The 25,648-nt window shown below is 66.5% G+C and carries 23 protein-coding genes; 10 read left to right on the forward strand and 13 right to left on the reverse strand.

The genetic code is table 11. The annotated features are described in order from the left end of the window. Window positions 1-129 precede the first annotated feature (129 nt). Both ASG75_RS15900 and ASG75_RS16215 read left to right on the forward strand, forming a co-directional pair. Window positions 130-1,038 (forward strand): RHS repeat-associated core domain-containing protein, encoded by a 909-nt coding sequence (locus ASG75_RS15900; protein WP_162253089.1) that lies wholly within the window; start codon window positions 130-132, stop codon window positions 1,036-1,038. Further along, the gene (locus ASG75_RS16215; protein ID WP_157616894.1) at window positions 1,035-1,622 is read left to right on the forward strand and encodes a hypothetical protein; all 588 of its coding nucleotides are present in this window, start codon (window positions 1,035-1,037) and stop codon (window positions 1,620-1,622) included. Before ASG75_RS15900 ends, ASG75_RS16215 begins: the two co-directional genes overlap by 4 nt. A 408-nt stretch (window positions 1,623-2,030) precedes the next feature. Here ASG75_RS16215 and ASG75_RS04985 read toward each other — a convergent pair whose 3' ends face one another. Then, window positions 2,031-3,281 carry an FtsX-like permease family protein gene (locus ASG75_RS04985; protein ID WP_056386262.1) on the reverse strand — a complete coding sequence of 417 codons (1,251 nt, stop codon included), beginning with the start codon at window positions 3,279-3,281 and terminating at the stop codon, window positions 2,031-2,033. 11 nt (window positions 3,282-3,292) lie between these two features. Continuing rightward, window positions 3,293-4,696: an ABC transporter permease gene (locus ASG75_RS04990; RefSeq protein WP_327213299.1), complete on the reverse strand. Its 1,404-nt coding sequence runs from the start codon at window positions 4,694-4,696 to the stop codon at window positions 3,293-3,295. A gap of 51 nt (window positions 4,697-4,747) precedes the next feature. Here ASG75_RS04990 and ASG75_RS04995 point away from each other — a divergent pair, with 51 nt between their 5' ends. The 7 genes from ASG75_RS04995 to ASG75_RS05025 all read left to right on the forward strand — a co-directional run bounded on the left by ASG75_RS04995 (window position 4,748) and on the right by ASG75_RS05025 (window position 12,079). Next, window positions 4,748-5,683, forward strand: coding sequence for a peptidylprolyl isomerase (locus tag ASG75_RS04995; RefSeq protein ID WP_056386264.1), 936 nt, complete (start codon window positions 4,748-4,750; stop codon window positions 5,681-5,683). Window positions 5,684-5,761: 78 nt separating this feature from the next. After that, window positions 5,762-6,355 (forward strand): phospholipid methyltransferase, encoded by a 594-nt coding sequence (locus ASG75_RS05000; RefSeq protein ID WP_056386266.1) that lies wholly within the window; start codon window positions 5,762-5,764, stop codon window positions 6,353-6,355. Window positions 6,356-6,530: 175 nt separating this feature from the next. Beyond that, window positions 6,531-8,681 (forward strand): AsmA family protein, encoded by a 2,151-nt coding sequence (locus ASG75_RS05005; RefSeq protein ID WP_056386268.1) that lies wholly within the window; start codon window positions 6,531-6,533, stop codon window positions 8,679-8,681. A gap of 67 nt (window positions 8,682-8,748) precedes the next feature. Continuing rightward, the gene (locus tag ASG75_RS05010) at window positions 8,749-9,678 is read left to right on the forward strand and encodes a DMT family transporter (RefSeq protein ID WP_056386269.1); all 930 of its coding nucleotides are present in this window, start codon (window positions 8,749-8,751) and stop codon (window positions 9,676-9,678) included. A 68-nt stretch (window positions 9,679-9,746) separates the two neighbouring features. Further along, the gene (locus ASG75_RS05015) at window positions 9,747-10,817 is read left to right on the forward strand and encodes a DMT family transporter (RefSeq protein ID WP_056387040.1); all 1,071 of its coding nucleotides are present in this window, start codon (window positions 9,747-9,749) and stop codon (window positions 10,815-10,817) included. A 9-nt stretch (window positions 10,818-10,826) separates the two neighbouring features. Beyond that, entirely contained in the window at window positions 10,827-11,471 is a 645-nt protein-coding gene (locus tag ASG75_RS05020) for a class I SAM-dependent methyltransferase (protein ID WP_056386271.1), read from the forward strand. Further along, window positions 11,471-12,079 (forward strand): cation transporter, encoded by a 609-nt coding sequence (locus ASG75_RS05025; RefSeq protein ID WP_056386273.1) that lies wholly within the window; start codon window positions 11,471-11,473, stop codon window positions 12,077-12,079. The genes ASG75_RS05020 and ASG75_RS05025 overlap by 1 nt, the downstream gene beginning before the upstream one ends. A 47-nt stretch (window positions 12,080-12,126) precedes the next feature. Here ASG75_RS05025 and ASG75_RS05030 read toward each other — a convergent pair whose 3' ends face one another. From ASG75_RS05030 to ASG75_RS05060, 7 genes are all read right to left on the reverse strand, one after another. Further along, the gene (locus ASG75_RS05030; protein WP_056386275.1) at window positions 12,127-15,276 is read right to left on the reverse strand and encodes a CusA/CzcA family heavy metal efflux RND transporter; all 3,150 of its coding nucleotides are present in this window, start codon (window positions 15,274-15,276) and stop codon (window positions 12,127-12,129) included. A gap of 10 nt (window positions 15,277-15,286) precedes the next feature. Next, window positions 15,287-16,537, reverse strand: coding sequence for an efflux RND transporter periplasmic adaptor subunit (locus ASG75_RS05035; protein ID WP_056386277.1), 1,251 nt, complete (start codon window positions 16,535-16,537; stop codon window positions 15,287-15,289). Continuing rightward, window positions 16,534-17,730, reverse strand: a complete 1,197-nt coding sequence (locus ASG75_RS05040; protein ID WP_056386279.1) for a TolC family protein — start codon at window positions 17,728-17,730, stop codon at window positions 16,534-16,536. The genes ASG75_RS05035 and ASG75_RS05040 overlap by 4 nt, the downstream gene beginning before the upstream one ends. A gap of 117 nt (window positions 17,731-17,847) precedes the next feature. Beyond that, the gene (locus tag ASG75_RS05045) at window positions 17,848-18,237 is read right to left on the reverse strand and encodes a hypothetical protein (RefSeq protein WP_157616895.1); all 390 of its coding nucleotides are present in this window, start codon (window positions 18,235-18,237) and stop codon (window positions 17,848-17,850) included. A gap of 90 nt (window positions 18,238-18,327) precedes the next feature. Then, the gene (locus ASG75_RS05050) at window positions 18,328-18,543 is read right to left on the reverse strand and encodes a GDCCVxC domain-containing (seleno)protein (RefSeq protein WP_056386283.1); all 216 of its coding nucleotides are present in this window, start codon (window positions 18,541-18,543) and stop codon (window positions 18,328-18,330) included. Further along, window positions 18,533-18,799, reverse strand: coding sequence for a heavy-metal-associated domain-containing protein (locus tag ASG75_RS05055; RefSeq protein ID WP_056386286.1), 267 nt, complete (start codon window positions 18,797-18,799; stop codon window positions 18,533-18,535). Before ASG75_RS05055 ends, ASG75_RS05050 begins: the two co-directional genes overlap by 11 nt. Window positions 18,800-18,830: 31 nt before the next feature. Next, on the reverse strand, window positions 18,831-19,187 hold the full coding sequence (locus tag ASG75_RS05060; protein WP_056386287.1) for a mercuric transporter MerT family protein: 357 nt from the start codon (window positions 19,185-19,187) through the stop codon (window positions 18,831-18,833). Window positions 19,188-19,227: 40 nt separating this feature from the next. Here ASG75_RS05060 and ASG75_RS05065 point away from each other — a divergent pair, with 40 nt between their 5' ends. Continuing rightward, the gene (locus ASG75_RS05065) at window positions 19,228-19,626 is read left to right on the forward strand and encodes a MerR family DNA-binding protein (RefSeq protein ID WP_056386289.1); all 399 of its coding nucleotides are present in this window, start codon (window positions 19,228-19,230) and stop codon (window positions 19,624-19,626) included. Window positions 19,627-19,661: 35 nt separating this feature from the next. Here ASG75_RS05065 and ASG75_RS16610 read toward each other — a convergent pair whose 3' ends face one another. From ASG75_RS16610 to ASG75_RS05085, 4 genes are read right to left on the reverse strand one after another with little or no spacing between them, the layout of a single operon-like run. Then, window positions 19,662-19,856 carry a copper-binding protein gene (locus ASG75_RS16610; RefSeq protein ID WP_056386291.1) on the reverse strand — a complete coding sequence of 65 codons (195 nt, stop codon included), beginning with the start codon at window positions 19,854-19,856 and terminating at the stop codon, window positions 19,662-19,664. Between the two features lie 3 nt (window positions 19,857-19,859). Beyond that, window positions 19,860-23,036 carry a CusA/CzcA family heavy metal efflux RND transporter gene (locus ASG75_RS05075; RefSeq protein ID WP_056386293.1) on the reverse strand — a complete coding sequence of 1,059 codons (3,177 nt, stop codon included), beginning with the start codon at window positions 23,034-23,036 and terminating at the stop codon, window positions 19,860-19,862. Continuing rightward, window positions 23,033-24,334: an efflux RND transporter periplasmic adaptor subunit gene (locus tag ASG75_RS05080; protein ID WP_056386294.1), complete on the reverse strand. Its 1,302-nt coding sequence runs from the start codon at window positions 24,332-24,334 to the stop codon at window positions 23,033-23,035. Before ASG75_RS05080 ends, ASG75_RS05075 begins: the two co-directional genes overlap by 4 nt. Next, complete coding sequence (locus ASG75_RS05085; protein WP_056386296.1) at window positions 24,331-25,602, reverse strand: TolC family protein; 1,272 nt, start codon at window positions 25,600-25,602, stop codon at window positions 24,331-24,333. The genes ASG75_RS05080 and ASG75_RS05085 overlap by 4 nt, the downstream gene beginning before the upstream one ends. Window positions 25,603-25,648: the final 46 nt, after the last annotated feature.

A 25,648-nucleotide genomic window follows, 5' to 3' on the forward strand; every position in this document is an offset into this window, starting at 1 on the left:
TGAGTCGTCAGGCGGCAGGTTGCTCCCCTGGTTCTGGCTATGCAGGCGAGAGTGCCGGCGAGCACCAGGGGAGCATGCCCTTTACACGCGTGGCGCCATGCGGCAACCATCGATCAGGGATCGTCGATCATGAACCTCATGAAGTATGCCGTCGTGTTGCTGCTCGCCTGTGTAACGACCGTCGCGCGGGCTGGCACGCACCATTACTACTACACCGACCCGCAGGGCACGGTGCTGGCTAAGGCTGACGCCAGCGGCGCCATCGTCGCCACGTACGACTACGCGCCGTACGGCATGGCAGTGGCGAGCATGAGTCCGGCGCCGAATGGGCCGGGGTATACCGGGCACGTGAACGATCCGGATACCGGGTTGGTGTATATGCAGGCGCGGTATTACGACCCTGCGGTGGGGCGGTTTTTGAGTTCAGATCCGGTAAAACCGACGCCAGGAAATGCATTCAACTTTAATCCATACACATATGCAAACAATAACCCAATTATAAATTTTGATCCATCGGGCCGTGAGACATGTGACATAGAGTGCAAAAGACAGCGACAAGAACAAGACCGGCGTAGACGTAATGCCCCATACACTGGAGGAGGAATACTGGTAGGAAGGGCTACGGCGACCGGGCGTGCAACAGACGCAATAGGCTCTGCTCTGTTTGGCACCCGTTTCAATCTAATAAAACGTCCAGAGAACCCAACAAAAATACCTGACAAATTGGCGCATGAATTGTTCATGACTGGTGCGGCAGGCGAAATAGTGGCTCTCGCTCCCTACGCAGGGCTTGTCGGTGGGTCTGTTGCTCCAGTTGCCGTAGATGCGGGAGGCGTGGTCGCTGGGGTAACGGGTGACGTGATGCTACGCTATGGAGGGCGAGCAGCTATGATTGGATGTCTATCTGTTTCCTGCCATGGGGAAGATTTACCTGATCAATATGTCGCAGATCGCAAGATACTTCAGGAAATGTATGAAGAAGCAAAAATTGTTGGCTACCAAGCCTTTAAACAGGTGTTTCAAGACGGTAAAAATTGAAGAATATGGAAAGAGAATCTCTTAGAGAACTTAAGAAAGAAGCGGATGCTGCGTTCAATAATAGGGATTTTGAACAAGCATTTACTTTGTCGGAACGGCTAGCCAAAGAAAATATACCTTCGGCCATATTCACTTGTGGTCTAATCATGGAGAAGGGCTGGCTGCATGGCAATAAAGATTTTGACCGTGCCTTATATTTTTATCGCGACTTAGTACTAAAATTTAACGACGAAGAAGGTTATCTTGGTTGCGTTCGAATTTTTTTAGCTAGACGCGATCTATCAAACCGGGATAAGGCGATTGAATACTGCCTTGGGGCAACCAAGGGGCGCTTGAAGCATCTCGCATTTCTTCTTCTTGGAAATGTTTATGAAGAATTATATATTCCGCCTGAATATAAATTAGCAAGAAGCGCGTATCTGAAGTCGTTTTTTTCAGGTTCTGCTTGGGGTTTGCGTAAACATGCAATGTCGATGATGAAATCAAACAACATTATTGGCGGAGTTTTTATGCATATCATTGCAACCGTAGTGTCGCCTTTATTTGCAATCTTCGGTGGTTTAAGAACTACACGAAAGGGATGATCGCGAAAAAGGGAGGCGCCATTTTGCCGCCTGCATCAACAGGCACGTACTTGCTCTTCCCCGGCGCTACCGAAGCGAAAAGGCCTGTCCTACCGCTCAGCAGCCGCCATTGTGTTTCGTGTGGCGCCAAGATTGCGCTAGTCGTCTTCTAATTGGGGCCGCATCGCAGCCCCGCTGTTGCCGAACACTCATCGCTCATCGTGGAATCTGCAGAAAAGGTGTCAGAAAAGGTGTCAGGGACAATTTCTGGGCGCTTGCATAGGTGTTGCCGAGATAGCTATGCGGGCCCGAGGGGTGCTCGCCTTCAGTGAACAACTGGCATTGCCGGCAGGCAGCCCAGTTGAACCCGCCACCCACTCTGCCTTTCACGGAACCGATGAATCGGCGACACGACTTGGGCGATTCCATTCACTCTGTGCGAATCGCGACCACGGGCGGCACTTTGGCGGCATAGCGTGCCGGTCCCCATACGGCCAGCTGACCGAGCAGCCACAACAGCAGCGCACCCAGTAGTGGCACGTAAAGCGGCATGCGCGGCAATTCATAGACATGCATCAGGCCGAGATTCGCAAAGAACGCGAGCAACGCTCCGAGTACGATGCCGCCGCTGACGATCAGGAAATTCTCGGTATGGAAGTAGCGCAGGATATCGCCGGTGGTTGCGCCGAGCGAACGGCGGATACCGATCTGTTTGCGTCGCTGGCTGACCCAGAAACTGCTCAACCCGACAATGCCGCCTGCCGTAGCCAACAGCAGCAATCCACAGACGATGCTCAGCAGTGTCGCCACGCTGTGATCGGCTGCGTAAGCGCGCTCACGTACCTGGGCCATGGTAACGACGCCTTCTTTCGGATCGATGATGCGTACGCCGCCGCGTTCTTGCAGCGCTTTCAGTGCGGCACTGATCACCGGCTTCATCGCGGTGGAGTCAGTACGCACCAGATACACAACACCCGCTGGATCGAGATAATGCGTCGGGACCAGCACGGTATAGCCATCTAACTGCCCCCCATTTCTGAATGGCCCCTGCAGGCTGGCGAGGATACCGATGATGGCGGCAGGCCCATCCGGCAGGTATACCGTCTTGCCCAGGGCCGAACCATCGGGAAACAGCTTGTCGGCAAGACTGCGGGTGACGATGATGCCTGAAGGAGACATCTTGTCGTTGGGGCCGATGGCGGTAATTTCATCGGGACGAAAATTGCGCCCAGCGACTAGCGATATGCCCAGCGTATCGATCGCATGCTCGTCGGAAGCAAAGAACGTGACCAGTTGCCCGCTTGTCTTCTGGTCCGGTTTGAGCTTCAGTCTCAGGATGATGTCATCTTTGAATCCTCCCAGTGGAAACCCCTGGCTGGAAAACGCGTCACGCACGCCCGCGACATGACGCAAGGCGTCCAGGTCGGCGCGAATATTCGCATTCATCTGGGTTGCATTCTGACCCAGCTTCCACACGTTGCGGATAACGAAGAGATGGGCTTCGTCCGTGCTGGTAGGGCGAGACAGATGGACGATGCGCGTGGCCACGATAAACAGTGCGTTGGATGCCACCGCCAGCGTCAGCGCTACCTGCAGCACGATGAGCGCGGTGGCCACCTTGTGTCGCCCCAGAGCTGCAAGGATCGGGCGCAGCTGCACGAATGTCCTGGTGAGTGCCATGACGGGAAACCTCAATTGATCTTGATTTGCCAGGCGGGCTGGGTTTGCGCCGCCCGCCAGGTCGGGTACAGGGCGGAAGCCACCGTGGCAGCGATGGCGAGCAGCACGGTCAGTGCGATCAACGAGCTATCGGCATGCACGAGCCGTGCAATGTTCGGCTCGAAAAGTCCCCCGGCTCCCCATACGCCTAGCAGCGTCAGTGCCACGCCGAGCAGGCCGCCGACACACCCCATGGTGGCCGCCTCGATCAGGAACTGCCGGTAGATGGCCGCTCGCGAAGCACCCAAGGCGCGGCGTATGCCGATTTCCGGTGCTCGCCGCATAAATCGTGCAAGCATGAGCCCGACGACGTTGACCAGGACAATCAGCAGAAAGCTGGCAGAAACCAGCATGGACAAGCTTGATGCCCTGGGCGTGACCTGCAAGTACGCCAGCCAGACCGTCAGATTGCGCAGGCGTATGTTTGGCGGCCACGAGAAGCGCCCGAGCCGTTGCTGCTCCGCGGCATAGTGGCGCAAGTATTCGCGGTAGCGATCCGCGTCGGCAGGCGTCGCCAGATCCACCCAGGCAACGATCCGGTCACATTCGCTGTGCAGATAGGCACCCCAGTTGGACTCATCAAAAGCCTGCGAATCCGTCGGGCACAATGAGAATGTGCTGTCCTTCTTCATATCGGTCGCGCGGGTGAACGGGATGTAGATATCTCCCACGTCATCGAATGGACGCACGTCATCGCCAACGTCAAAGAAGCGGGGTCTCGGGTTCCAGTCCTCCAGCACACCGCCGATCCGGAAGAGTTGCCCATCCAGCCGGATCTCCTGCCCGACACTGTTTTGTCCGCCAAACAGCGCTTCGTTCAAGTGCCGACTGATGACCGCCACGGTGGCGTGCTGTGCATCGTCATTCGCCGTCCACCCGCTGCCAAAGCGAAAAGGCACGTCGAACATCGAGAAGAAATCGGCGGTTACCGCGTCGCCTGTTTCGGTCATGGCAGGAACCGATGGATTATCCGATTCCACTTGCCACTTCGTGGGATAGAGCAGTGTTTGCCGGCTTGCCTTGTGTGCCTGCCACAGCACCATCGCATCAATGTAACTCAGCGTGTCACCTGGTTCGCCATACCAGTTATAGGACGGGCCAAGGTTGTCGATCAGCGGCACGTAAAGCCGGGAAGACTTGCCGGGAAGCGGATCGCTCGTGGTCGCCCGGAACACGGCATAAGACACCATGCAGGCCGACACCCCGAAAGCCAGCAGCACGATCACCAGCGCGGTCAAAGCCTTGCTTCGTCCACTGCTTCGCAACGCCAACGCAACGTAATACCCCCACATAACGCCCCCTGTGACGTCGTTCGACAATCGGCAGATGCCTAGTCTGCCGATCCCAAGAATTGCACACTTTGATGTCATGCCCATGCGCCTCCTGCTAAGTTGCGTCTTTGCCAGTCCGTTGCACAGGGGAACTCCATGCTTCGCCGCCATCTCATCGCCGCACTCGCGCTGACCAGCGCCCTGCTGACACTTCCCTCCATCGCCGCCGAGCAGGACAAGCCCACGCCGACGGCGAAGGAAATCCTGGCCAAATCCACACCGGTCGAGTGGCGCACACCGGACCCGCAGAACCTGTTGTTCATGCAGCTGCCGACCGGGCGCGTGGTTATCGAATTGGCGCCGGACTTCACCCCGCTGCACGCGGCAAACATCCGCACCCTGGTGCGTGCGCATTACTTCGACGGGCTGGCGATCATCCGCGTGCAGGATAATTTCGTCACCCAGTGGGGCGACCCGAACGACGACGAGAACGGCGACAAGAGCAAGCTCCGTTCGTTGGGCAAGGCCAGCAAGACGCTGCCGCCGGAGTTCACCCGTGCGATCGACCCGAAGCTGGCGTGGACGGCGCTGCCGGATGGCGACGTGTACGCGCCCGAGGTCGGTTTCAGCGAAGGCTTTCCGGTGGGGCGCGACCCGGCCAGCGGGCAGGAGTGGGTGGCGCACTGCTACGGCACGGTCGGCGTGGCGCGCGACGTGGCGCCAGAGACCGGCAGCGGCAGCTCGCTGTACGCGGTGATTGGTCAGGCGCGCCGGCTGGACCACAACCTCGCCGTGGCCGGCCGCGTGCTGGAGGGCATGCCGCTGCTGTCCGGGCTGCCGCGCGGCCCGGAGCCGATGGGCTTCTACGCCGATCCTGCTCAGCGCGTCACCATCGAATCGGTGCGACTGGCGGCCGACATGCCGGCGAAAGACCGCCCGGCGATCCAGGTGCTGCGCACCGACAGCGCCAGCTTCGCCGCGCTGGTCGAGGCGAAACGCAACGGCCGCAACGCGTTCTATCCCAAGCCGGCCGGCAAGGTCGACCTGTGCGGCATCGACGTGCCGGTACGCGAGGCGAAGCCGGCGCATTGATGCCACGACGCCACGGCGAACATTTTGTTCACCCGCGTCGGTTACCTTGCCCTTCTGGCCGACTGCGGAAACCGTGACATGCCGTTGAACGACACCCTGGCCTTCCTGCGCGCCTGGCTGCGCGACCCGCGCGGCATCGGCGCGGTGACGCCGTCCGGCGCTGCGCTGGCGCGGCTGATGACCAGCCACGTCAGTGCGTTGGGCGGGCCGGTGATCGAACTGGGGCCCGGCACCGGCGCGTTGACGCGCGCCCTGCTGGCGCGCGGCGTGCCGCCGCATCGGCTGGCCCTGATCGAGGCCGATGTGCACTTCGCCGATGCGCTGAGCCGACGCTATCCGGAGGCAACCATCCTGCGCATGGACGCCGCCCGGCTCGGCGATACCGAGTCGCTGTTCGGCGACGAACGCGCCTGTGCCGTGGTCAGCGGCCTGCCGCTGCTGTCGATGCCGCCGGCCCAGGTCGCCGCGATCGTGCAGGGCGTGTTCGAGCGCCAGTTGCACAGTGACGGCATGTTCTATCAGTTCACCTACGGCCTGCGCTGCCCGCTGCCGCCGGCCCTGCTTGCGCGGCTGAACCTGCAGGCCCGCCGGGTCGGCAACGCCCTGCTCAACCTGCCGCCCGCGGCGGTCTACTGCATCAGCCGGCGACCGGACCACCAGGTCGCGGCTTGATCCGCGGCCGATAGCCGAGGCGCGTCGAACAGGGTTCGCCTGTCGACTGCGCGTGAACGAGGTCTGAAAGCACCAGGCCATCACCACAAAACCTTTGCATCTCTCCAGCTATCACTTGGGCCGGTGCCCCAGCGCGTCCGGATGACGTGCGGGCCAACCGCCGCAGGAGTGACGGATGCAACGCAGCCGAAAAATACTCAGCTGGATCGCGGGCATATTGTTCGCGTTGGTCGCAGTGCTGCTGATCGTGGTCGCCACGTTCGACTGGAACCGCATGAAGCCGTTCATCGGCGACAAGGTCAGCCAGGCGATCGGTCGACCGTTCGCGATCAACGGCGAGCTGACCGTGGACTGGCAGCGCGACCGCGGCGGCAGTTGGCCCGGCTCATGGTTGCCGTGGCCCGAGTTCACCGCGCGCGACATCAGCATCGCCAACCCGGACTGGGCAGCGCAGCCGCAGTTCGCCCACCTCGATGCGCTGCGTTTCCGGCTGTCGCCGCTGCCGCTGTTGGCGCACCGCATCGACGTGCCCACGCTGCAGCTGGTGCATCCCACCGCCGATCTCGAGCGCGACAAATCGGGGCGTGCCAGCTGGGATTTCACGCTGCCGGAAAACACGGCGCCTTCCGCCTGGAAGCTGCAGCTGGGCACGATCGGCTTCGACCAGGGGCTGCTCACGCTCGACGACGCGGCCAGCCGCGTGAAGCTCAAGCTGGTGGTGGAACCGCTGCAGGCGGCGATCCCGTACGACCAGATCGTGGCCCAGCAATCCAGAGCCGCGCGCGAGGAGGTCGGCAAGACGGTCGGCACCGCGGCGAAAAAGATCATGGCCGGCAGCGACGCCAAACCGGCCCAGATCGGTCAGGCAACCGCATCGACGACTTATCAGTTCGGCTGGACCGCCGAAGGTAGCTACCAGGGCAGCCCGCTCAAAGGGCACGGCAAGACCGGCGCCGTGCTGGCATTGCAGGACACGACCACGCCGTTCCCGCTGCAAGCCGACGTGCGCATCGGCGACAGCCGCATCGCCCTGGTCGGCACGCTGACCGATCCGCTGCACTTGGGCGCACTCGACGTACGCCTGTGGTTCTCCGGCTCCAGCATGGCCAGGCTGTATCCGATCACCGGCATCACCCTGCCCGACACCCCGCCGTACGCGACCGAAGGCCACCTGAAGGCCGAACTGCACCGCGGCGGCAGCCGCTACAGCTACCAGGACTTCCGCGGCCGCGTCGGCGGTAGCGACCTGGCTGGCAACCTGGTGTTCGTCACCGGCGGCAAGCGTCCCAAGTTGAGCGGCGACGTGCACTCGAAGCTGCTGCAAATCGCCGACTTGGCCCCGCTGATCGGCGCCGATGCCAACGCCGAGAAAAAGCAGCGCGGCGACGCCACGCCGCAACCCGCCGACAAACTGCTGCCGGTCGAACCGTTCCGCACCGACCGCTGGCAAGCGATGGATGCGGACGTGACCTTCACCGGCGCGCGCATCGTGCGCGGCGCGGCGCTGCCGATCGATTCGCTCAGCACCCACCTGGTCCTGAACAACGGCGCCCTGTATCTGGACCCGCTGAGCTTCGGGCTGGCCGGCGGCACCGTGCGCAGCAACATCACCCTCGACGGCAGCCGGGCGCCGATGCGCGGCGTGCTGAAACTCGACGCGCGCCACCTCAAGCTCAAGCAGCTGTTCCCGACTTTCGAGCCGATGCGCACCAGCTTCGGCGAGATCAACGGCGACGCCGCGCTCGATGCGCAAGGCAACTCCATCGCCGCCCTGCTCGGCAGCGCGAACGGCGAGCTGAAGCTGCTGATGAACGATGGCGCGATCAGCAAGACCCTGCTGGAAACCGCCGGCCTCAACGTCGGCAACATCGTGATCGGCAAGCTGTTCGGCGACAAGACCGTGCAGATCAACTGCGCCGCCGCCGACATGGCCGCCAGCAACGGCCTGTTCGACATGCGCCTGTTCGTGTTCGACACCGACGACGCGGTAGTCAACGTGACCGGCACGGTGAACTTCGCCAGCGAGAAACTCGACCTGGACGTGAAACCGCACACCAAGGGCTTCCGCGTGTTCTCGCTGCGCTCGCCGCTGTACATCCGCGGCACGCTGAAGAACCCGAACGTCGGCGTGCAGGCCGGCCCGCTGCTGGCACGCGGCGCCGGCGCGGTCGCGCTGGGCGTGGTCGCCGCCCCGGCCGCCGCCCTGCTCGCCCTGGTCGCGCCCAGCCACGGCGACGCCGGCGACAACACCTGCCGCACCGTGCTGCAGCAGCTGCGCAGCTCCGGCACGATGATGCCGGCAAGCAAGCCGGCGGCGAAGAAGTAGGCACCGGGCACGTCGCACACGGTGGCCGGCGCTAGAATGCCGGCACTCCTCTTCGTGCGAATTCCCCATGCAACCCGTCAACCAGGCCCGTCTGCAGATTCATTTCTGCGTGTTGCTGTGGGGCTTCACCGCGATTCTCGGCAAGTTGATCACGCTGCCCGCGCTGCCGCTGGTGTGGTGGCGCATGTTGCTGGTGGTGGTGGCGCTGCTGCTGATTCCGCGGGTCTGGCGCGGCTTGCGCGCGATGCCGGCGCGGCTGATCTGGGCGTACGCCGGCATCGGCGTGCTGGTGTCGCTGCACTGGCTGAGTTTCTATGCGGCGATCAAGTTGTCGAACGCCTCAGTCGGCGCCACCTGCATCGCGCTGGGGCCGGTGTTCCTGGCCTTCATCGAGCCGTGGATCGCCAAGCGCAAGTTCGATCCGCGCGAGCTGCTGATCGGCGTGGCGGTGGTGCCGGGCGTGGTGATGGTGGTGGGCGGCGTGCCGCACGACATGCGCCTGGGCATCGCGGTGGGCGTACTGTCGGCGCTGTTCGTGGCGTTCTTCGGTTCGCTCAACAAGCGGCTGGTCGAGCATGGCGACCCGCTCACGGTGACCTTCATCGAGCTGGGCACCGGCACCGTCTTCCTCACCCTGCTCGCGCCGCTCATTCCGCATGCCGGCCCGGCGTTCATGCTGCCGGGCACGCACGATGCGCTGTTGCTGCTGGCGCTGTCGTTCGGCTGCACCCTGCTGCCGTTTGCGCTGGCGCTGGTGGCGCTGCGCCACATGAGCGCGTTCGGCACGCAGATGGTGACCAACCTGGAACCGGTCTACGCGATCATGCTGGCGATCGTGCTGCTGGGCGAGCAGCATGAGCTGGACGGCTGGTTCTATGCCGGCGTGGCGGTGATCCTGGCCGCGGTGTTCATGCACCCGCTGCTGAACCGGCGGGCGCGTACCGCCACGCAACCCGAACTGCTCGGCACCGCCGAAAGCCACAGCATGGTCGACTGACCAAGCCTCGTGTGTTCGGGCAACCGCAGCACGCGCCGCCAGCGTCGAACCGCCCGGGAGTGGAATTCATGACGACAGCGAAGCACGATCACACCCGCGGCATCCTGCAGGCACTGGCGGCAGCGGCCTTGTTCGGCCTGAGCACGCCGCTGGCCAAGCTGCTGGTGGGCACGATGCCTCCGCTGCTGTTGGCCGGGCTGCTGTATGCCGGCTCAGGGCTGGGCCTGTCGCTGTGGATGCTGCTGCGCAGGATGCGCCGCCAGCCAGCGACCGAGGCACCGCTGGTGCGTCGGGACGCGCCGTGGCTCGCGGGTGCGGTGCTGTTCGGCGGCGTGCTGGGCCCGATCCTGCTGATGCTGGGGCTGGCGCAAACACCGGCATCGACCGCCTCGTTGCTGCTGAACCTGGAAAGCGTGCTGACCGCCGTGCTCGCCTGGGTGGTGTTTCGCGAAAACGTGGACCGGCGCGTGCTTCTCGGCATGCTGGCGATCGTCGCCGGCAGCGTGCTGCTTTCCTGGCAGCGCCAAGCTGGCAGCGACGTTCCGTGGGGCGCGCTGGCGATCGCCGGCGCATGCCTGTGCTGGGCCATCGACAACAACTTGACCCGGCCCGTCGCCGGCGGTGACCCGGTGCAGATCGCGGCGATCAAGGGTGGCGCGGCCGGCGCCATCACCCTCACTCTCGCGCTCGTCATGGGCTACCGCTTCCCACCGGCACTGCCCCTCCTGGCCACCGGCCTGCTCGGTTTCGTCGGCTACGGCCTGAGCCTGGTGCTGTTCGTGCTCGCCCTGCGCAGCCTGGGCACGGCGCGCACCGGCGCGTACTTCTCCACCGCGCCGTTTGTCGGTGCCGGCCTGTCGCTGTTGCTGATCGCCGAACACCCGCACCTCACGTTCTGGCTGGCCGGCGCGTTGATGGCGCTCGGCGTGTGGCTGCACGTCAGCGAGCGGCACGCACACGAACACGCGCACGAGGCGTTGGCGCACAATCATCGCCACTACCACGACGAACATCACCAGCACGCTCACGACTTCCCGTGGGACGGCAAGGAACCCCACACGCACCCGCACGTGCACGAACCGCTCGTGCACAGCCATCCGCATTATCCGGATATCCATCATCGCCACCGGCACTCTTGAGGGCCCGCCATGACCGACAAGCAGCAGCACTGGGAAACGGTCTACCGGACCAAGGCGCCGGATGCGGTCAGCTGGTACCGCCCGCATCTGGATACCTCGCTGGCGCTGATCGAGCGCGCCGCACCCGACCGCGGCGCCGCCGTGCTCGACGTCGGCGGCGGCGCATCGACCCTGGTCGACGACCTGCTCGAGCGCGGCTACCGCGACCTCAGCGTGCTCGACATTTCCGCGGCGGCCCTGCATGTTGCCCGCGAACGCCTGGGCGAAGCGGCGGATACGGTGACCTGGCTTGCGGCCGACCTGCTCGACGCGCCGCTGCAGGAAGCACGCTACGACCTGTGGCACGACCGCGCCGTGTTCCACTTCCTGACCGAGGCGGAGCAACGCGCGCACTACCTGCAGCAACTGACCCGTGCGCTGAAGCCGGGCGGCCACGCGGTACTGGCCACGTTCGGTCCGCAGGGCCCGCTGAAATGCAGCGGGCTGGATACGGTTCGCTACGATGCCGGGGAACTTGCCCGCGCACTCGGCGACGGCTTCACGCTGCTCGACAGCACGCTGGAGTTCCACGCGACTCCGTTCGACACCACCCAGCAGTTCGTCTACGCCCTGTTCCGGCGGACGTCCGCTGACACCATGGGAGACACGCGCTGATGGCCAATTGCGACGAATGCTGCGGCGCCGCGGCCGCGCAACTGGCGCTGCGCCAGCGTGGCGTGCTGAAGACCGTGCTCGTCATCAACGCCGCCGCCTTCGCAATCATGATCGTGGCCGCCATGCAGGCACGCTCCTCGGCGCTGCTGTCGGACAGCTTCGATTACCTGGGCGACGCGCTGACCTATCTGGCCAGCCTGTGGGCCGTCGGCCGCAGCGTGCACGCCAAGACGCAGGTCGCGCGCATCAAGGGCGGCCTGATCGTGACGGCCGGGCTGCTCGTGCTGGCGCAGTTGGGCTGGCGCGCGTGGCACCCGGCCGAACCGCTGTTTGCGTGGATGGGCGCGTTCAGCCTGCTGGGCCTGTTCGCCAATGGCCTGTGCCTGCTGCTTCTGTACCGGCACCGCGACGACGACCTCAACATGTCGTCGGTCTGGATCTGCTCGCGCAACGACGTGGCCGCGAACCTGTCGGTGCTGCTCGCCGCTGCCGGCGTGTGGGCGTTCGACGCCGCCTGGCCCGACCGGCTCGTCGCCCTCGGGCTGGCCGTGCTGTTGCTGCGCTCCGGGTTCGGCGTTCTGCGCGACGCCGCACGCAGCACCCGCTGAAACGTGCCCAGGCCATCGGCCACCCGCTCGGGTGGCCGATGGCTTCTTCAGCCGGCTGAAGCCAGCCGGCGCGCCTTGCCGGCGCCGTGCACCCACCGGTACAGCGCCGGCAGCACCAGCAGGGTCAGCAACGTCGAGGACAGGATCCCGCCGATCACCACCGTGGCCAGCGGGCGTTGCACCTCGGCGCCGGTACCCACGTTCAACGCCATCGGCACGAAGCCCAGCGACGCCACCAGTGCGGTCACCAGCACCGGCCGCAGGCGGGTCAGCGCACCTTCGACGATGGCGCCGTCCAGGTCACGGCCTTCGTCGAGCAGACGGCGGATGAACGACACCAGCACCACGCCGTTGAGCACCGCCACGCCCGACAGCGCGATGAAGCCCACGCCGGCGGAAATGGAGAACGGTATGCCGCGCAGCCACAGCGCCAGCACGCCGCCGGTCAGCGCCAGCGGCACGCCGCTGAAGATCACCGCGGCATCCCGGGCCGAACCGAACGCCATGAACAGCAGGCCGAAGATCAGCAGCAACACGACCGGCACCACGACCTGCAGGCGCTGGCTCGCCGACATCAGCTGTTCGAAGGTGCCGCCGTAGTTGATCCAGTAGCCCTGCGGCAGGACGACCTCGGCGGCCACGGCGTCGCGCAACTCGTCCACGAACGAACCCAGGTCGCGGTCGCGCACGTTGGCGGTGATCACCACCCGCCGCTTGCCGCTTTCGCGGCTGATCTGGTTCGGCCCGGTGGACAACTCGATGCGCGCCACCTCGCCCAGCGGCACCGTGGTGGGGGCGGACGGGTCATCGCGTGCCGGCAGCGGTATCGGCAAGGCGCCCAACGCCTCCAGCCGGCTGCGCTGCGCCTCCGGCAGGCGCACCACGATGTCGATGCGCCGGTCGCCCTCGAACACCTGGCCGGCGGGACCGCCGCCCAACGCGATGGACACCGTGTCCTGCACGTCGGCGACCGACAGGCCATAGCGCGCCAGCGCGATGCGGTCGGGCTGGATCGTCAACAACGGCAAGCCGGTGGATGGCTCCAGCTTGACGTCGGCCGCCCCGGCCACGCCGGCGGCGACCTGCTCCACCCGCTCGCCCAGGTTCACCAGCGTGTCGAGGTCGTCGCCGAAGACCTTGATCGCCACTTCCGCGCGCACGCCGGCGATCAGCTCGTTCATGCGCATCTGCACCGGCTGGGTGAATTCGTAGTTGTTGCCGGGTATCGCGCGCACCGCCGCATCCATCTCGCGGATCAGCTCGGCCTTGGGCTTGCGCGGGTCGGGCCAGTCCTTGCGCTCCTTCATCATGATGAAGGTATCGGCGACCGACGGCGGCATCGGGTCCGTCGCCACCTCGGCCGTACCCAGCTTGGCGAACACGTGGCTGACCTCGGGAAATTGCCTGATGCGCGCTTCCAGCTGCTGCTGCATGCCGATCGCCTGGGTCAGGCCGGTACCGGGGATGCGCAGCGCATGCAGGGCGATGTCGCCCTCGTCCAGGTCGGGGATGAACTCGGCCCCGAGCCGGCCGGCCAGCAGCCCGGTGGCGACCACCAGCACGGCCGCCGCGGCGACCACCGCCACCCGCCACGCGATCACCCGCTCCAGCAGCGGCGCGTAGACACGGCGGAAAGCGAGCATCACGCGGTTCTCCTTCTCGGCCACGCGGCCGGTCATGAACATCGCCACCGCCGCAGGCACGAAGGTCAGCGACAGGGCCATCGCGGCGGTGATCGCGATCACCACGGTGAACGCCATCGGATGGAACATCTTTCCCTCGACCCCCGCGAGGCTGAAGATCGGCAGGTACACGGCGGCGATGACGAACAGGCCGAACAGGCTCGGCTTGATGACTTCGGTGGTGGCGCTGGCCGCCAGCGCGAAACGCTCGTCCCGGCGCAACATGCGGCCCAGCCGATGCTGCGCCTCGCCGAAGCGGCGCAGGCAGTTCTCCACGATGATCACCGCGCCATCGACGATCAGGCCGAAGTCGAGTGCGCCCAGGCTCATCAGGTTGCCGGAAATGCCGTTGCCGACCATGCCGCTGATCGTCATCAGCATGGTCAACGGAATGACCACCGCGGTGATCAGCGCCGCACGCAGGTTGCCCAGCAGCAGGAACAGCACCACGATCACCAGCAGCGCGCCTTCGACCAGGTTCTTCCGCACCGTGGCGATGGCCCGATCGACCAGCTGCGTGCGGTCGTAGACCGCGCGTGCGCTGACCCCGGCAGGCAGGCTTCGGTTGATGTCCTGCAGCTCGGCCGCGACCCGCCGGGCCACGATGCGGCTGTTCTCGCCGACCAGCATGAACACGGTGCCAAGCACCGCCTCGTGGCCGTTCTCGGTCGCCGCACCGGTACGCAGTTCCTCGCCCTCGGCGACTTCGGCCACGTCGCGCACACGCAACGCCACGCCGCTTCGCTGCTTGACCACGACCTCGCGCAAGCCATCGAGGTCGGCGATCTGCCCGGGCACGCGGATCAGGTACTGCTCGCCGAAGCGCTCGATGTAACCGGCGCCGACATTCGCATTGTTGCGTTCCAGCGCCTGTTGCACGTCGACCAGGCTCACCCCGTAGGCGGCCAGCCGGGCCGGGTCGGGGGTGACGTGGAACTGGCGCACGAAGCCGCCGATCGTGTTCACCTCGGTAACCCCGGCAAGGTTGCGCAGCTGCGGCCGGATCACCCAATCCTGCAGCGAACGCAGATCCGTCGGCGTCCACGACCCGCCGTCGGCACGCCGCGTGCCGGGGGCGGCCTCGACCACGTACATGAAAATCTCGCCCAGGCCGGTGGTCACCGGCCCCAGCGTCGGCTGCATGCCTGCCGGCAATTGCGCACTGACTTCCTTCAGCCGCTCGGCCACTTGCTGCCGTGCGAAATACACATCGGTACCGTCCTCGAACACCGCGGTGATCTGGGACAATCCGTAACGGGCAATCGAGCGCGTCTGCTGCAGATGCGGCAGGCCGGCCAGCGCGGTCTCGATCGGATAGCTCAGGCGTTGCTCCGCTTCCAGCGGCGAATAGCCGGGCGCTTCGGTGTTGATCTGCACCTGGACATTGGTGATGTCGGGCACGGCGTCGATCGGCAACTTCGAATAGTTCCAGACGCCCAGCGCGCCCAGCCCCAGGGCCAGCACGAGCACCAGCAGGCGGTGCGCGATCGCGGCACGTACAAGTCGTTCAAGCATGCGGGCGTCCTCAGTGGTCGTGGCTGGCGCCGGACTTCTCGATGTCCGCGCGGATGAGGAAACTCTGCTCGCTCACGTAGGCCGTGCCGGGCTTGAGACCGCCGAGCACCTCGGCCGAAGCGTCGTCGCGATCGCCCAGCTCAAGCATGCGCACCTCGTAGGTGTCGCCGACCTTGGCGAACACCACGGTGAAGTCGCGAAAGCGCTGCAGGCCCGAGATCTTCACCGCCAGCGGCACGTCGCGCCGGGCGACGACGACCTCGCCGGCCACCGCCATGCCCGGGCGCCAGGCATCGTCCCGATTGGGAATCCGCGCACGGGCCACCACACTCATGCCCGCGTTGGTCACCGGCACCAGGGCGTCGATACGGGTCGCCAACGCTTCGCCGCCGCTGGCCGGGCGCACGTTCACCGTTTGTCCCGGCCGCAGGCGGTCGGCGTCGCGCCCGACCGCATGGAGTTCGATCCAGACCGAGGACAGGTCCGCGATCTCGAACAGCGGCGCCTCGCCGGCGACGTCGCCGACATTCGTGTTGCGCGCCAGCACCACGCCATCCAGCGGCGCGGTGACGGCATAGCTGCGCATGCTGTCGTTGCCTTCCACCGTGGCCAGCGTCTGCCCGCGTCGCACGCGATCGCCCAGATTCACCGCCACGCTGCGGACGATGCCCGGGAAGCGGGCGCGCACCGTGGCCTGGCGACTGCGGTCGATCGCCACGCGCCCCATCAGCGGCAGCGCGTTGCGGATCGTGGCCGGGCCGGCGACAGCAGTCTTCACGCCCGCAGTCGCCGCGGTCGCGGCGGGGATCGTGACGCGCCCTTCGTACGAGGCGTAGGTCCACGCGTGTGTCTTGCCGTCGTAGGCGGCGCTGACCTTGACGTCGAACGAATGCGGCTCGACCACCGTGCCGTTGGCGATCAGCGCGTCGCCTTCGGGCCGGAACGTGAACCGGGTGGTTTCGCCGTCCAGACGTCTGACCTCGACCACCGGTTGCAGCACGCCCGGCGGCAACGGCTTGCCGTCGCGATAGCCGTACAGACGGAACTCCGGCGGCACGCCGGCTTCGTAGACGGTGACTTCGAGCGCGAACGAACCGTCGCGCAGCAGGCGGCCGTTGTGCGGGCCGCGCTCGAACGCGTCGGCCGCCGCGTGTTCGCCTTCGGCCGGTGCCTGCGCAGCGCGGTCGCTGCAGGCGCCGAGAGCAAGGGAAGCGAGGATCAGCAGCGCCAGTGCGGCGCGCTTGAGGTGAGCGGTTTTCATGGGGATGGAACTCCGGCAGTGACCGTCATCCGTTCGATGTCGGTCAACAAGGTGTGGTAACGGACGGCCGCGTCGATCTGCGCGTTGCGCAGTTCGAGCAGCGTGCGCTGGGCCTGCGACAGCGCGACGAAGCTGAAGCGCCCGGCCTCGAAACCCTTGCGGGTCAACGCCAGTGCGGTCTCGGCTTTCGGAATCATGCGGTCGCGATGCGCTTCGAAGGCGGTGCGCGCGTGGACCAGCTCCTGGTACGCCGTGAACAGCCGCTGGCGCACGTCCATCTGCTGCGCCTGCGCGCGCGCATCGGCCGCCTCGGTCTCGGCCACGGACTGGGCCACGCTCAGCGCCGAGCGCCCGGCGCTGCCCAGCGACAGCGAGACCCCGGCAATCAGCGCCGTGTCGTTGAATGCAGACAGCCGCCGCACGCCGACGTGCACGCTGACATCCGGCTTGGCGCTGGCAGCGGCCACGCGCTCGCGCGCCTGCGCTGCGCGCGTGTCCAGAACGAGGCCGCGCAAGGTCGGGTTTTCGGGCAAGCGCGCCACCAGGGTTTCATACGGCGGTGCCGCCGGCAGCTCGAACAGATCGCCGGCGGCCGTATCGAAATCGGGCTCGACGGTATTCCACAAGGCAGCGAGCGAAACCCTGGCGCTGGCCAGCTCGTGCGCCGCGTGCTCCACCTCGATATCAGCTCGTTCCTCGGCGATCTGCATCAGGCTGAGGTCCGATTCCGGACTGCGACCGGCCTGCACCCAGCGGCGCACGGTCGCGGTCAGCTCGTGCGCGAGGGCGAGATCCTGCGCTGCCACGGTGGTGCGCGCCTGATCGGCGAGCACTTCGACGAAGCGCCTGGCCGTCTCGGTGGCCAGTTCCAGGCGGGTCTGGTCCAGCGCATTGCGCGACCGCTCGACGTCGATGGCGCCCACCGCCCGGCGTGCGTCGCGCTTGCCGCCCCGTTCGAGGACACGGCCCAGCCGCACCGTGGTTTCCGCAGCCTGGACGCCGGCTACCGATCCGGTACCGCCCAGATTTTCCACATCCGCCCCCACCACCCAGGGTGGCGCCAGCCCGGCAATATCCGCCTGCCGTTCGGCAGCGACGACCGTCCGGTCACCGGCGCGGATGGCCGGGTTGTGCGCAAGCGCACGGGTTACCGCCTGCGGCAGCGAAAGGGCCTCGCCCGCGACCGCAGGCATGCCAAATCCGCCTGCCAATAGCAGGAGGCACCAACAACGTAAAGAAAGCACGACGTTCTCCCATCGAATGCACAGTCAACGATTTCAGGCCGCAATGCGGCCGTCGGGACGTTGCCGTCAGACGATGGGAGGGCGGTGCAGGCGCGTCAGTGAACCGCCGGCTATCGACGCATCTTGCCAGGGCGGGCATGCGTCGCCCGGCGGTGCCAGCTGACACAGGCCGGTGAGCGTCGCCGGCAACGTCGCCGTCGCCCCGGCCAGGTAATGCGCATGGACGTGCGACCCGTCCGGAAGCGGCACGATCGGTTCGCCGGCATCGTTGTGATGATGGTCGGCGGACGTGCCGATGGCGAGCGAAGGAGCCGTTTCGTGCGCACCGTCATGGCCGTGCACGATCCATTTCGGCATCGAGGCAAAGGTCACGATCGCCAGCAGGAGCAGCAGCACCCCACGCACCACGACGGGGTGGTGCTGCGGCAAGCGGCGGAGGATGCGAAAGGCTGGCATGGCCGGCCAACTATGCGCAGGGCGAGCGGCAAAGGCAACCGGGGACGTGAAGCGACACTCGCCGTTCACCCGGCGCCCGCGGCCCGATCATCAACCGCAACAGGCCTTCTGCTGCTGGATCGGCGGGCACGGCACGCTGCCCCAGGAACAGAACACGCAGCAGTCGCCCGGCTTGGGCTGCAACAATTTGCCGCAGCCGGGACAGTCGTAGAAAAACTGGCAGGCGTCAGTCGGCATGGTCTCGGTGACCTGATGACCGCAATGCGGACAGATCAGCGTGCTGCGCAGGATGAGTTCAGCCGCCATGGGCTTCGTCCGTGACCGGGAAACCCGCCTCGGTAATCGTGCGCGCCAACACCGGCTGCGTGGTGCGATCCGCATCGAACGCCACGGTGACCGTGCCGGCCTTGAGGTCGATCTCCGTGCGCGTCACGCCGGGCACGCGGCTCAACGCCTTCTCGATCGTGATGCTGCAGGTCGGACAGGTCATGTTCGCCGCATGCAACACCGCCGTAGTGGGCGTTGCCGCATGAGCCACGCCCAGCCACAGGATGGCGCTCATTGCACATATCCACTGACGCATCGTTCGTCTCCTACAAAAACCAGCCCACGACATAGGGAAACAGCAACAAAAGCACGATCAATACCGTGGCTACCCACAGCCAGAACCGGCGCCGACGCAAGACGGAGGGTTCGACACAGACGCCCTCGGTGCGGCAACGCGACGAGGGGCCATACAGCGTCCAGAACGCCAGGCCCAGGCAAAGCAGCGTGGCCGCAATGAACCATGGGCGCCAGGGATCGAGCGCGGTGAGCTGGGCGATCCACGCGCCACTGATGCCCAGCAACACCAGCAACAGCGGCACCACACAACACACGGAGGCGCCGATCGCGGCGAGCAGCGCAACGATCACGGCAGGCAGCGACGATTTGGCCGGCAGCGTAGTCATGGGCGCATACTAACTTCCGTACCCGACTACGGAGTCAAGCATGGCTGCCGCACTCACCATTGGCCGACTGGCCCTGGCCGCCGACGTGCACGTCGAAACCGTGCGCTATTACCAGCGTGTGGGCCTGCTGCATGAGCCCGCGCGGCCGCTGGGCGGCGTGCGTCGCTACGGGCCGCCGGACGTGGCGCGTCTGCAGTTCATCCGCCGCGCCAAGACCATGGGCTTCACGCTGGAGGAGATTGCCGGACTGCTGCAACTCAAGGGTCAGCGGGCCTGCGCACAGACCCGCCAACTGACCGAGCACAAGCTCCTCGATGTGCGCCGCAAGCTGGAGGACCTGAAGCGTCTGGAGCAGGAGCTGGTACAGCTCGCCGACGACTGCGTACACACTCCGCGTGGCGGACACTGCCCGACACTGGATTTTCTGCGACAGGCCTAGTGCGCGCCTGCTCGTGCAGGTGCACGCCCACCTGTTTACGGCAACACTGCGATCGACGTCACCGTGCTGGCCATGCCGGCCGGGCGCAGGGTGAACCGCACCTTGTCGCCGACCTTCACGTGTTTCAGCAACCCGGGCGAAGCCAGAGAGCCTATTTGCCGGGCGGCAGCCATGGCGGAAATGGCGATCAGCGCACCGGTGAGCACGAGGGCGACGAGAAGCTTTTTCATGAATCAGTTTCCTTGCGGGTCGGAGTGAAACGAGGCGTGCGCCTGGCCGGCCCGGCGCAACCGGCGCAGCACCAGCAGACGGAACGCGGCGGGGATGACCAGCATGGACAGCAGCGGTGCAGTGAGCATGCCGCCGATCATCGGCGCGGCGATGCGCTGCATCACTTCAGAGCCGGCGCCGTGGCCGAGCAGGATCGGCAACAGGCCGGCGAGAATCACCGCCACGGTCATCGCCTTCGGCCGCACGCGCTGCACCGCGCCCTCGCGGATCGCGTCATCCAGTTCGGCCGGACCCGACCGCGGATCGATGGCCAACTGGCGATCCCACGCGTGACGCAGGTACAGCATCATCACCACGCCGAATTCGGCGGCGACGCCGGCCAGCGCGATGAAGCCGATCATCGTCGCCACCGACACCGCATGGCCCAGCAGCCAGATCAGCCATAGTCCGCCGACCAGCGCCAGCGGCACGCTGGCCATGATCAGCGCCGCCTCGCTCCAGCGGCGAAACACCGCGAAGATCAGCACGAAGACGATGAGCAGCACGACCGGCACCACCAGGGTCAGTCGCTGCATGGCCTGCGCCAGATATTCGAACTGGCCCGACCACGCCACAGTGATACCCGACGGCAACCGAACCTCGCGGGCTACCGCGCGCTGCAGATCCGCTACCACCGCACCGAGGTCGCGGCCGGCGGTGTCGACGTACACGTAAGTCGCCAGCTGCCCGTTTTCGCTTTTCAGCATCGACGGCCCGGCGACCACCTTGATATCGGCCACCTGCCCCAGCGTCAGCTGCGCGCCGTTTGCCGCGACGATCGGCAGCTGCCTCAGCGCGGCCAGCGAATCGCGCGCCGCCCGCGGATAACGCAACACGATCGGATAGCGCTCGCGCCCCTCGACGGTCTGGCCAATCGGATCGCCGCCGACCACGGTCGCTACCAGCTGCTGCACTTGCTGTTGGGTCAGACCGTAGCGTGCGGCATCGGCACGCCGGATGCGCACGTCGACATAACGCCCGTTGGCGGCCCGTTCGGCAATCGCCGTACTCACCCCGGGCACGCCGCGCGCCACCGCCTCGATCCGGTCAGCGACTGCCTGCAGGCTGTCGACGTTGCTGCCCAGCACCTTGATGCCGATCGGACTCTTGATGCCGGTGGCGAGCATGTCGATGCGGTTGCGCAGCGGCGGCACGAACAGGTTGGTCAAGCCCGGCACCTGCACTGCCCGGTCCAGTTCCGCCTTGATCTTGTCCATCGTCATGCCCGGCCGCCATTGGTCCTTCGGCTTGAAGGTGATCGTGGTTTCGAACATTTCCATTGGCGCCGGATCGGTGGCCGTGTCGGCACGCCCGGCCTTGCCGAACACGTGATCGACCTCGGGCACGGTCTTGATCATGCGATCGGTGAGTTGCAGCAATTGCGCAGCCTTGCCCGAGGACAACCCGGGCAGCGCGGTGGGCATGTACAGCAGCGTGCCTTCGTCCATCGCCGGCATGAACTCGCTGCCGAGCCGGTCGAGTGGCAGCAGCGCGGTGAGCAGCAACAGCCCGGCCAGCGCCAGGGTCGCTTTCGGGTAGCGCAGTACCGCTTCCAGGATCGGGCGGTACAGCGCGATCAAGCCGCGGTTGAGCGGGTTGGCGCGCTCCGGGCGAATGCGCCCCCGGATCAGGTAGCCCATCAGCACCGGCACCAGGGTCACCGCCAGCCCGGCCGCCGCCGCCATCGCGTAGGTCTTGGTGAACGCCAGCGGCTTGAACAGCTTGCCCTCCTGCCCCTGCAGCGCAAACACCGGGATGAAGGACAGCGCGATGATCAGCAGGCTGACAAACAGCGCCGGGCCGACCTCCGCCGCCGCGTCGGCGATCAGCGACCAGCGTGCCGTACCTTGCGGCTCCTTGCCGTCGTGTGCGTCGCGCCAGTGTTCCAGATGCTGGTGCGCGTTCTCGATCATCACCACCGCCGCATCGACCATCGCGCCGATCGCGATGGCGATGCCACCGAGCGACATCAGGTTCGCCGTCACGCCCTGCAGGTGCAGCGCGATGAACGCGACGAGCACGCCCAGCGGCAGGCTGACCACCGCCACCAGCGCCGAGCGCAGGTGGCCAAGAAACAGTATGCAGACCAGCGCGACCACCAGGAATTCTTCGAACAACTTGCCCCACAGGTTGCTCACCGCCGCGTCGATCAGTTGTGCGCGGTCGTAGGTCGGCACGATCTCGACGCCGGCCGGCAGGCTGCGCTTGAGCTCGGCGAGCTTCGCCTTGACCGCCACGATCGCGGCCTTCGCGTTCTTGCCCGAGCGCAGCACGACGATGCCGCCGGCCACTTCGCCCTGGCCATCCAGCTCGGCGATGCCGCGCCGGAAGGTCGGGCCGCGCCGCACCGCAGCGACCTCGCGCAGCAGCACCGGCACACCGCTCGCAGGGGTGGTGATCGGCACATTCTCGAAGTCCGCCCGGCTGCGCAGATAGCCTTCGCTGCGCACCATCAGCTCCGCCTCGCCCTGCTCGATCACCGAGCCGCCGTTGGCACCGTTGGCCGCGCGCACCGCATCCGCCAATTGCGCCACGGTGATGCCGCGCGCGGCCAGCGCCTGCGGGTCCGGCACGATCTGCCAGGCGCGTTCCATGCCGCCGAGGCTGGCCACCTCGGCCACGTCGGGCACGGTCTTCAGTTGATAGCGCAGGAACCAGTCCTGCAATGCACGCAGTTCGCCAAGATCATGCTTGCCGGTGCAGTCGACCAGCGCGTATTCGTAAACCCAGCCCAGGCCGGTGGCGTCGGGGCCCAGCGACGGATTGACCCCGGCCGGCAGCTGGCCGCGCACCTGGCTCAGGTACTCCAGCACGCGCGAGCGGGCCCAGTACAGGTCGGTACTGTCGTCGAACAGCACATAGACGTAAGAGTCGCCGAAGAACGAATACGCGCGCACCGTCCGGGCGCCAGGCACCGACAGCATGGTGGTGGCCAGCGGATAGGTGACCTGATCCTCGACCACCTGCGGCGATTGCCCGGCCCAGCTGGTGCGGATGATCACCTGGGTGTCCGACAGATCCGGCAAGGCATCGAGCGGCGTGCGCATGAGCGAGAACACGCCAGCCGCGGCCAGCACCAGCGCGGCCAGCAAGACGAGCATGCGATTCGCGATCGCGGCACGAATAAGGGCGGCGATCATGGGTGGCCTCCCGTCGGCATCGGGTGGGACAGCGCATGGTCCGCTGCGCTGGTGGCCGCTGCGGGTGCGTCCCGGCCATCACCCAGACGCTCCAGCGCGCCGGACAGGCTGGCCTCCGAATCGATCAGGAACTGGCCGGACACGACGACCTTCTCGCCGCCGCGCACGCCATCCAGAATCTCCGTGTAGCCATCGGCCGAGCGACCGGCATGCACGGCGACCGGACGGAAATGGCCGTCCGTTTCCGCCACGATCACCCGCGTCTGCTGGCCGGTCGCGATCAGCGCATCGTCCGGTACCACCGTTACCGCCTTGCCATCGGCCGGACGCAATTGCACGGTGACGAACATGCCCGGGCTCAGCCGACCGTCCGGGTTGGCCAGCACGATGCGGGCGCGCCGGGTGCGTGTGGCGTTGTCGATATCCGGCAACAGCGCCTCCACGCTGCCGTGAAACTCCTGGCCCGGCAGTGCGTCGACCGTGACGGTGACGGGCGTACCGCCGCGCACCGCGCCGGCAACCGCCTGCGGCAGTGCCGCCTCGACCCAGACCGTGGCCAGACCGTTCAACGTCATCAGCGTCTGCCCGGCACTGACCCGCTGCCCTTCGCGCACATCCAGCGTGGTGACCACGCCGGCCTGCGGCGCATGCAGCGTGATCGCCGCGCCCGCACCGTGGCGTGCCGCGCGGATATCCGCGGAGGTCAGGCCGAGTACCTGCAGGCGCTCGCGCGCGGCGCCGCGCAAGGCCTTCGCGTCGGCCGACTGCGCGCCCTGCAGCGCGTCGTACTCAGCCAGCGCGCTGCTCCACTGCGGCGCCAACAGGTCGGCCAGCGGCTCGCCCGCCGTCACCTGCGTGTACGGCGCACGCACCCGCAGCTTGCCGATCACCGCATCGACGCGGGCACTGACCGTGGTGGCCTCGCGTGGATTCCACGCCACTGTGCCGGGCACACGCAGCGCGGTCGACAGGACGCGGCGCTCGACCAGCGCGGTGCGCACGCCCAGGTTCTGCACGGTCGCCGGATCGATCCGCACGACACCATCGGCCGTCCCGGTATCGGCATACCGGGGCACCATTTCCATGCCCATCGGCGACAAGCCAGGTTTGTCGAAATGCTGCTCCGGCACCATCGGGTCGTACCAGTACAGCACCTTGCCGGCCGTGTCCGGCGCGGTCGCCGACGGGTGCGCCGATGCGGGAGCGGTGGCGGCCTGGCGACGGCCGCCGAGATAACCGACGACGAACAAGACAACGGCCGCGACGACGGCGACAAAGATGACCAACAGACGCTTCATGGCGTCACCTCCGAAGGCAGCAGGTAGGCAAGCGAAGCCCACAGCCGTGCGCGTGCGGCCAACGCATCGGCATAGCTCAGGCGCAGTTCGATCTCGGCGCGGCGGGCATCCAGCCACGGTTGCAGCGAACCACCGCCGCGATAGCCGGCCAGCGCGGTTCGTGCGCGATCGCGTGCCAGCGGCAACAGGACCTGCTGATAGCGCGCGATCTGTCGCCCCCAGCCTTGCCAGCCAGCCACCGCCCGCGTCACCGCCTCGCGCTGGGCGCGGCGCGCGTCCTCGTGATCGGCCTGCACGGCGTCCCATTGCGCCTGCCTGGCGCTGATGCCGCGGTCCTGCCGGTTGCGCGTGAACAGCGGCAGGCTGACGCCCACCTCCAGCATCACCATGTCCGACAAACCCGCGGCGCGCTTGCCATAGCTGGCGCTCACGCTCCAGTCCGGCTGCCTGGCCGCGCGCGCCTGTTCGAGTGCCGCCTGCGCCACCTGTTCGCGTGCAGCCCACGCTTGCAACGGCGCCTGCCGGTCGACGGCGGACACCAGGCGATCGGCATCCATCGGCAATTGACCGAAGTCCGGCGCCGTACCAAGCGCGCCGGGCGGCGTCCCCAGCCAGCGTTGCAGGCCTGCCTGCGCGGCGGCGAGATCGGCCTCGACCGCTTCCAGCCGATTGTCCAGCGTGGCGCTCTCGGCCCGCGCCGCCAGCGCATCGACCGCACTGCCTTCGCCGCCGCGCAAACGGGCCTGCGCGATCCGCACGGCCAACGCCGCCTCGTCATGCAAGCCGGCCAGCAACGCACGCTGCTGCTCGGTCGCCCACGCGTCGATCCAGGCATCGGCAATGCGCTCGCGCACACTCTGCGCGGTGGCCACGCGATCGGCCTGCGCCGCATCGATCCGCGCGCTGGCCAAGGCACGCTCCGCGCGACGCGCCGTGCGCGACGGAATGGCCTGCATCACGCCGACCGTACGCGCGGTCATCTCGTCCGAACGCAGGCTGAAAGCGCCCGGGCTGGTGACCGGATAATTGGCAAGCCCGAACGTCAGGGTGGGGTCCGGCAGTCGGCCGGCACGCGCCGCTTCCTCGCGCGTCGCCGCGATGTCGGCGGCGCGCGCTTCAAGTTGCGGCGCCCGCGCCAGGCCTTGCTGGACAGCCGCTTCCAGTGTCAGCGGCGGTTCGGCGGCACGCGCCGTCGCAGCCACGGCTCCCCACAGGAGCGCGGCCAGACCCGTCACCATCAGGTGCCGGGCAAAGTGAAGGGAGAACATGGGTGAACACTCCGTCGATCTGCATTTGCGTCTTGCCAAAGCGGGC

This window comes from Rhodanobacter sp. Soil772, from assembly GCF_001428385.1.
Taxonomy (GTDB): domain Bacteria; phylum Pseudomonadota; class Gammaproteobacteria; order Xanthomonadales; family Rhodanobacteraceae; genus Rhodanobacter.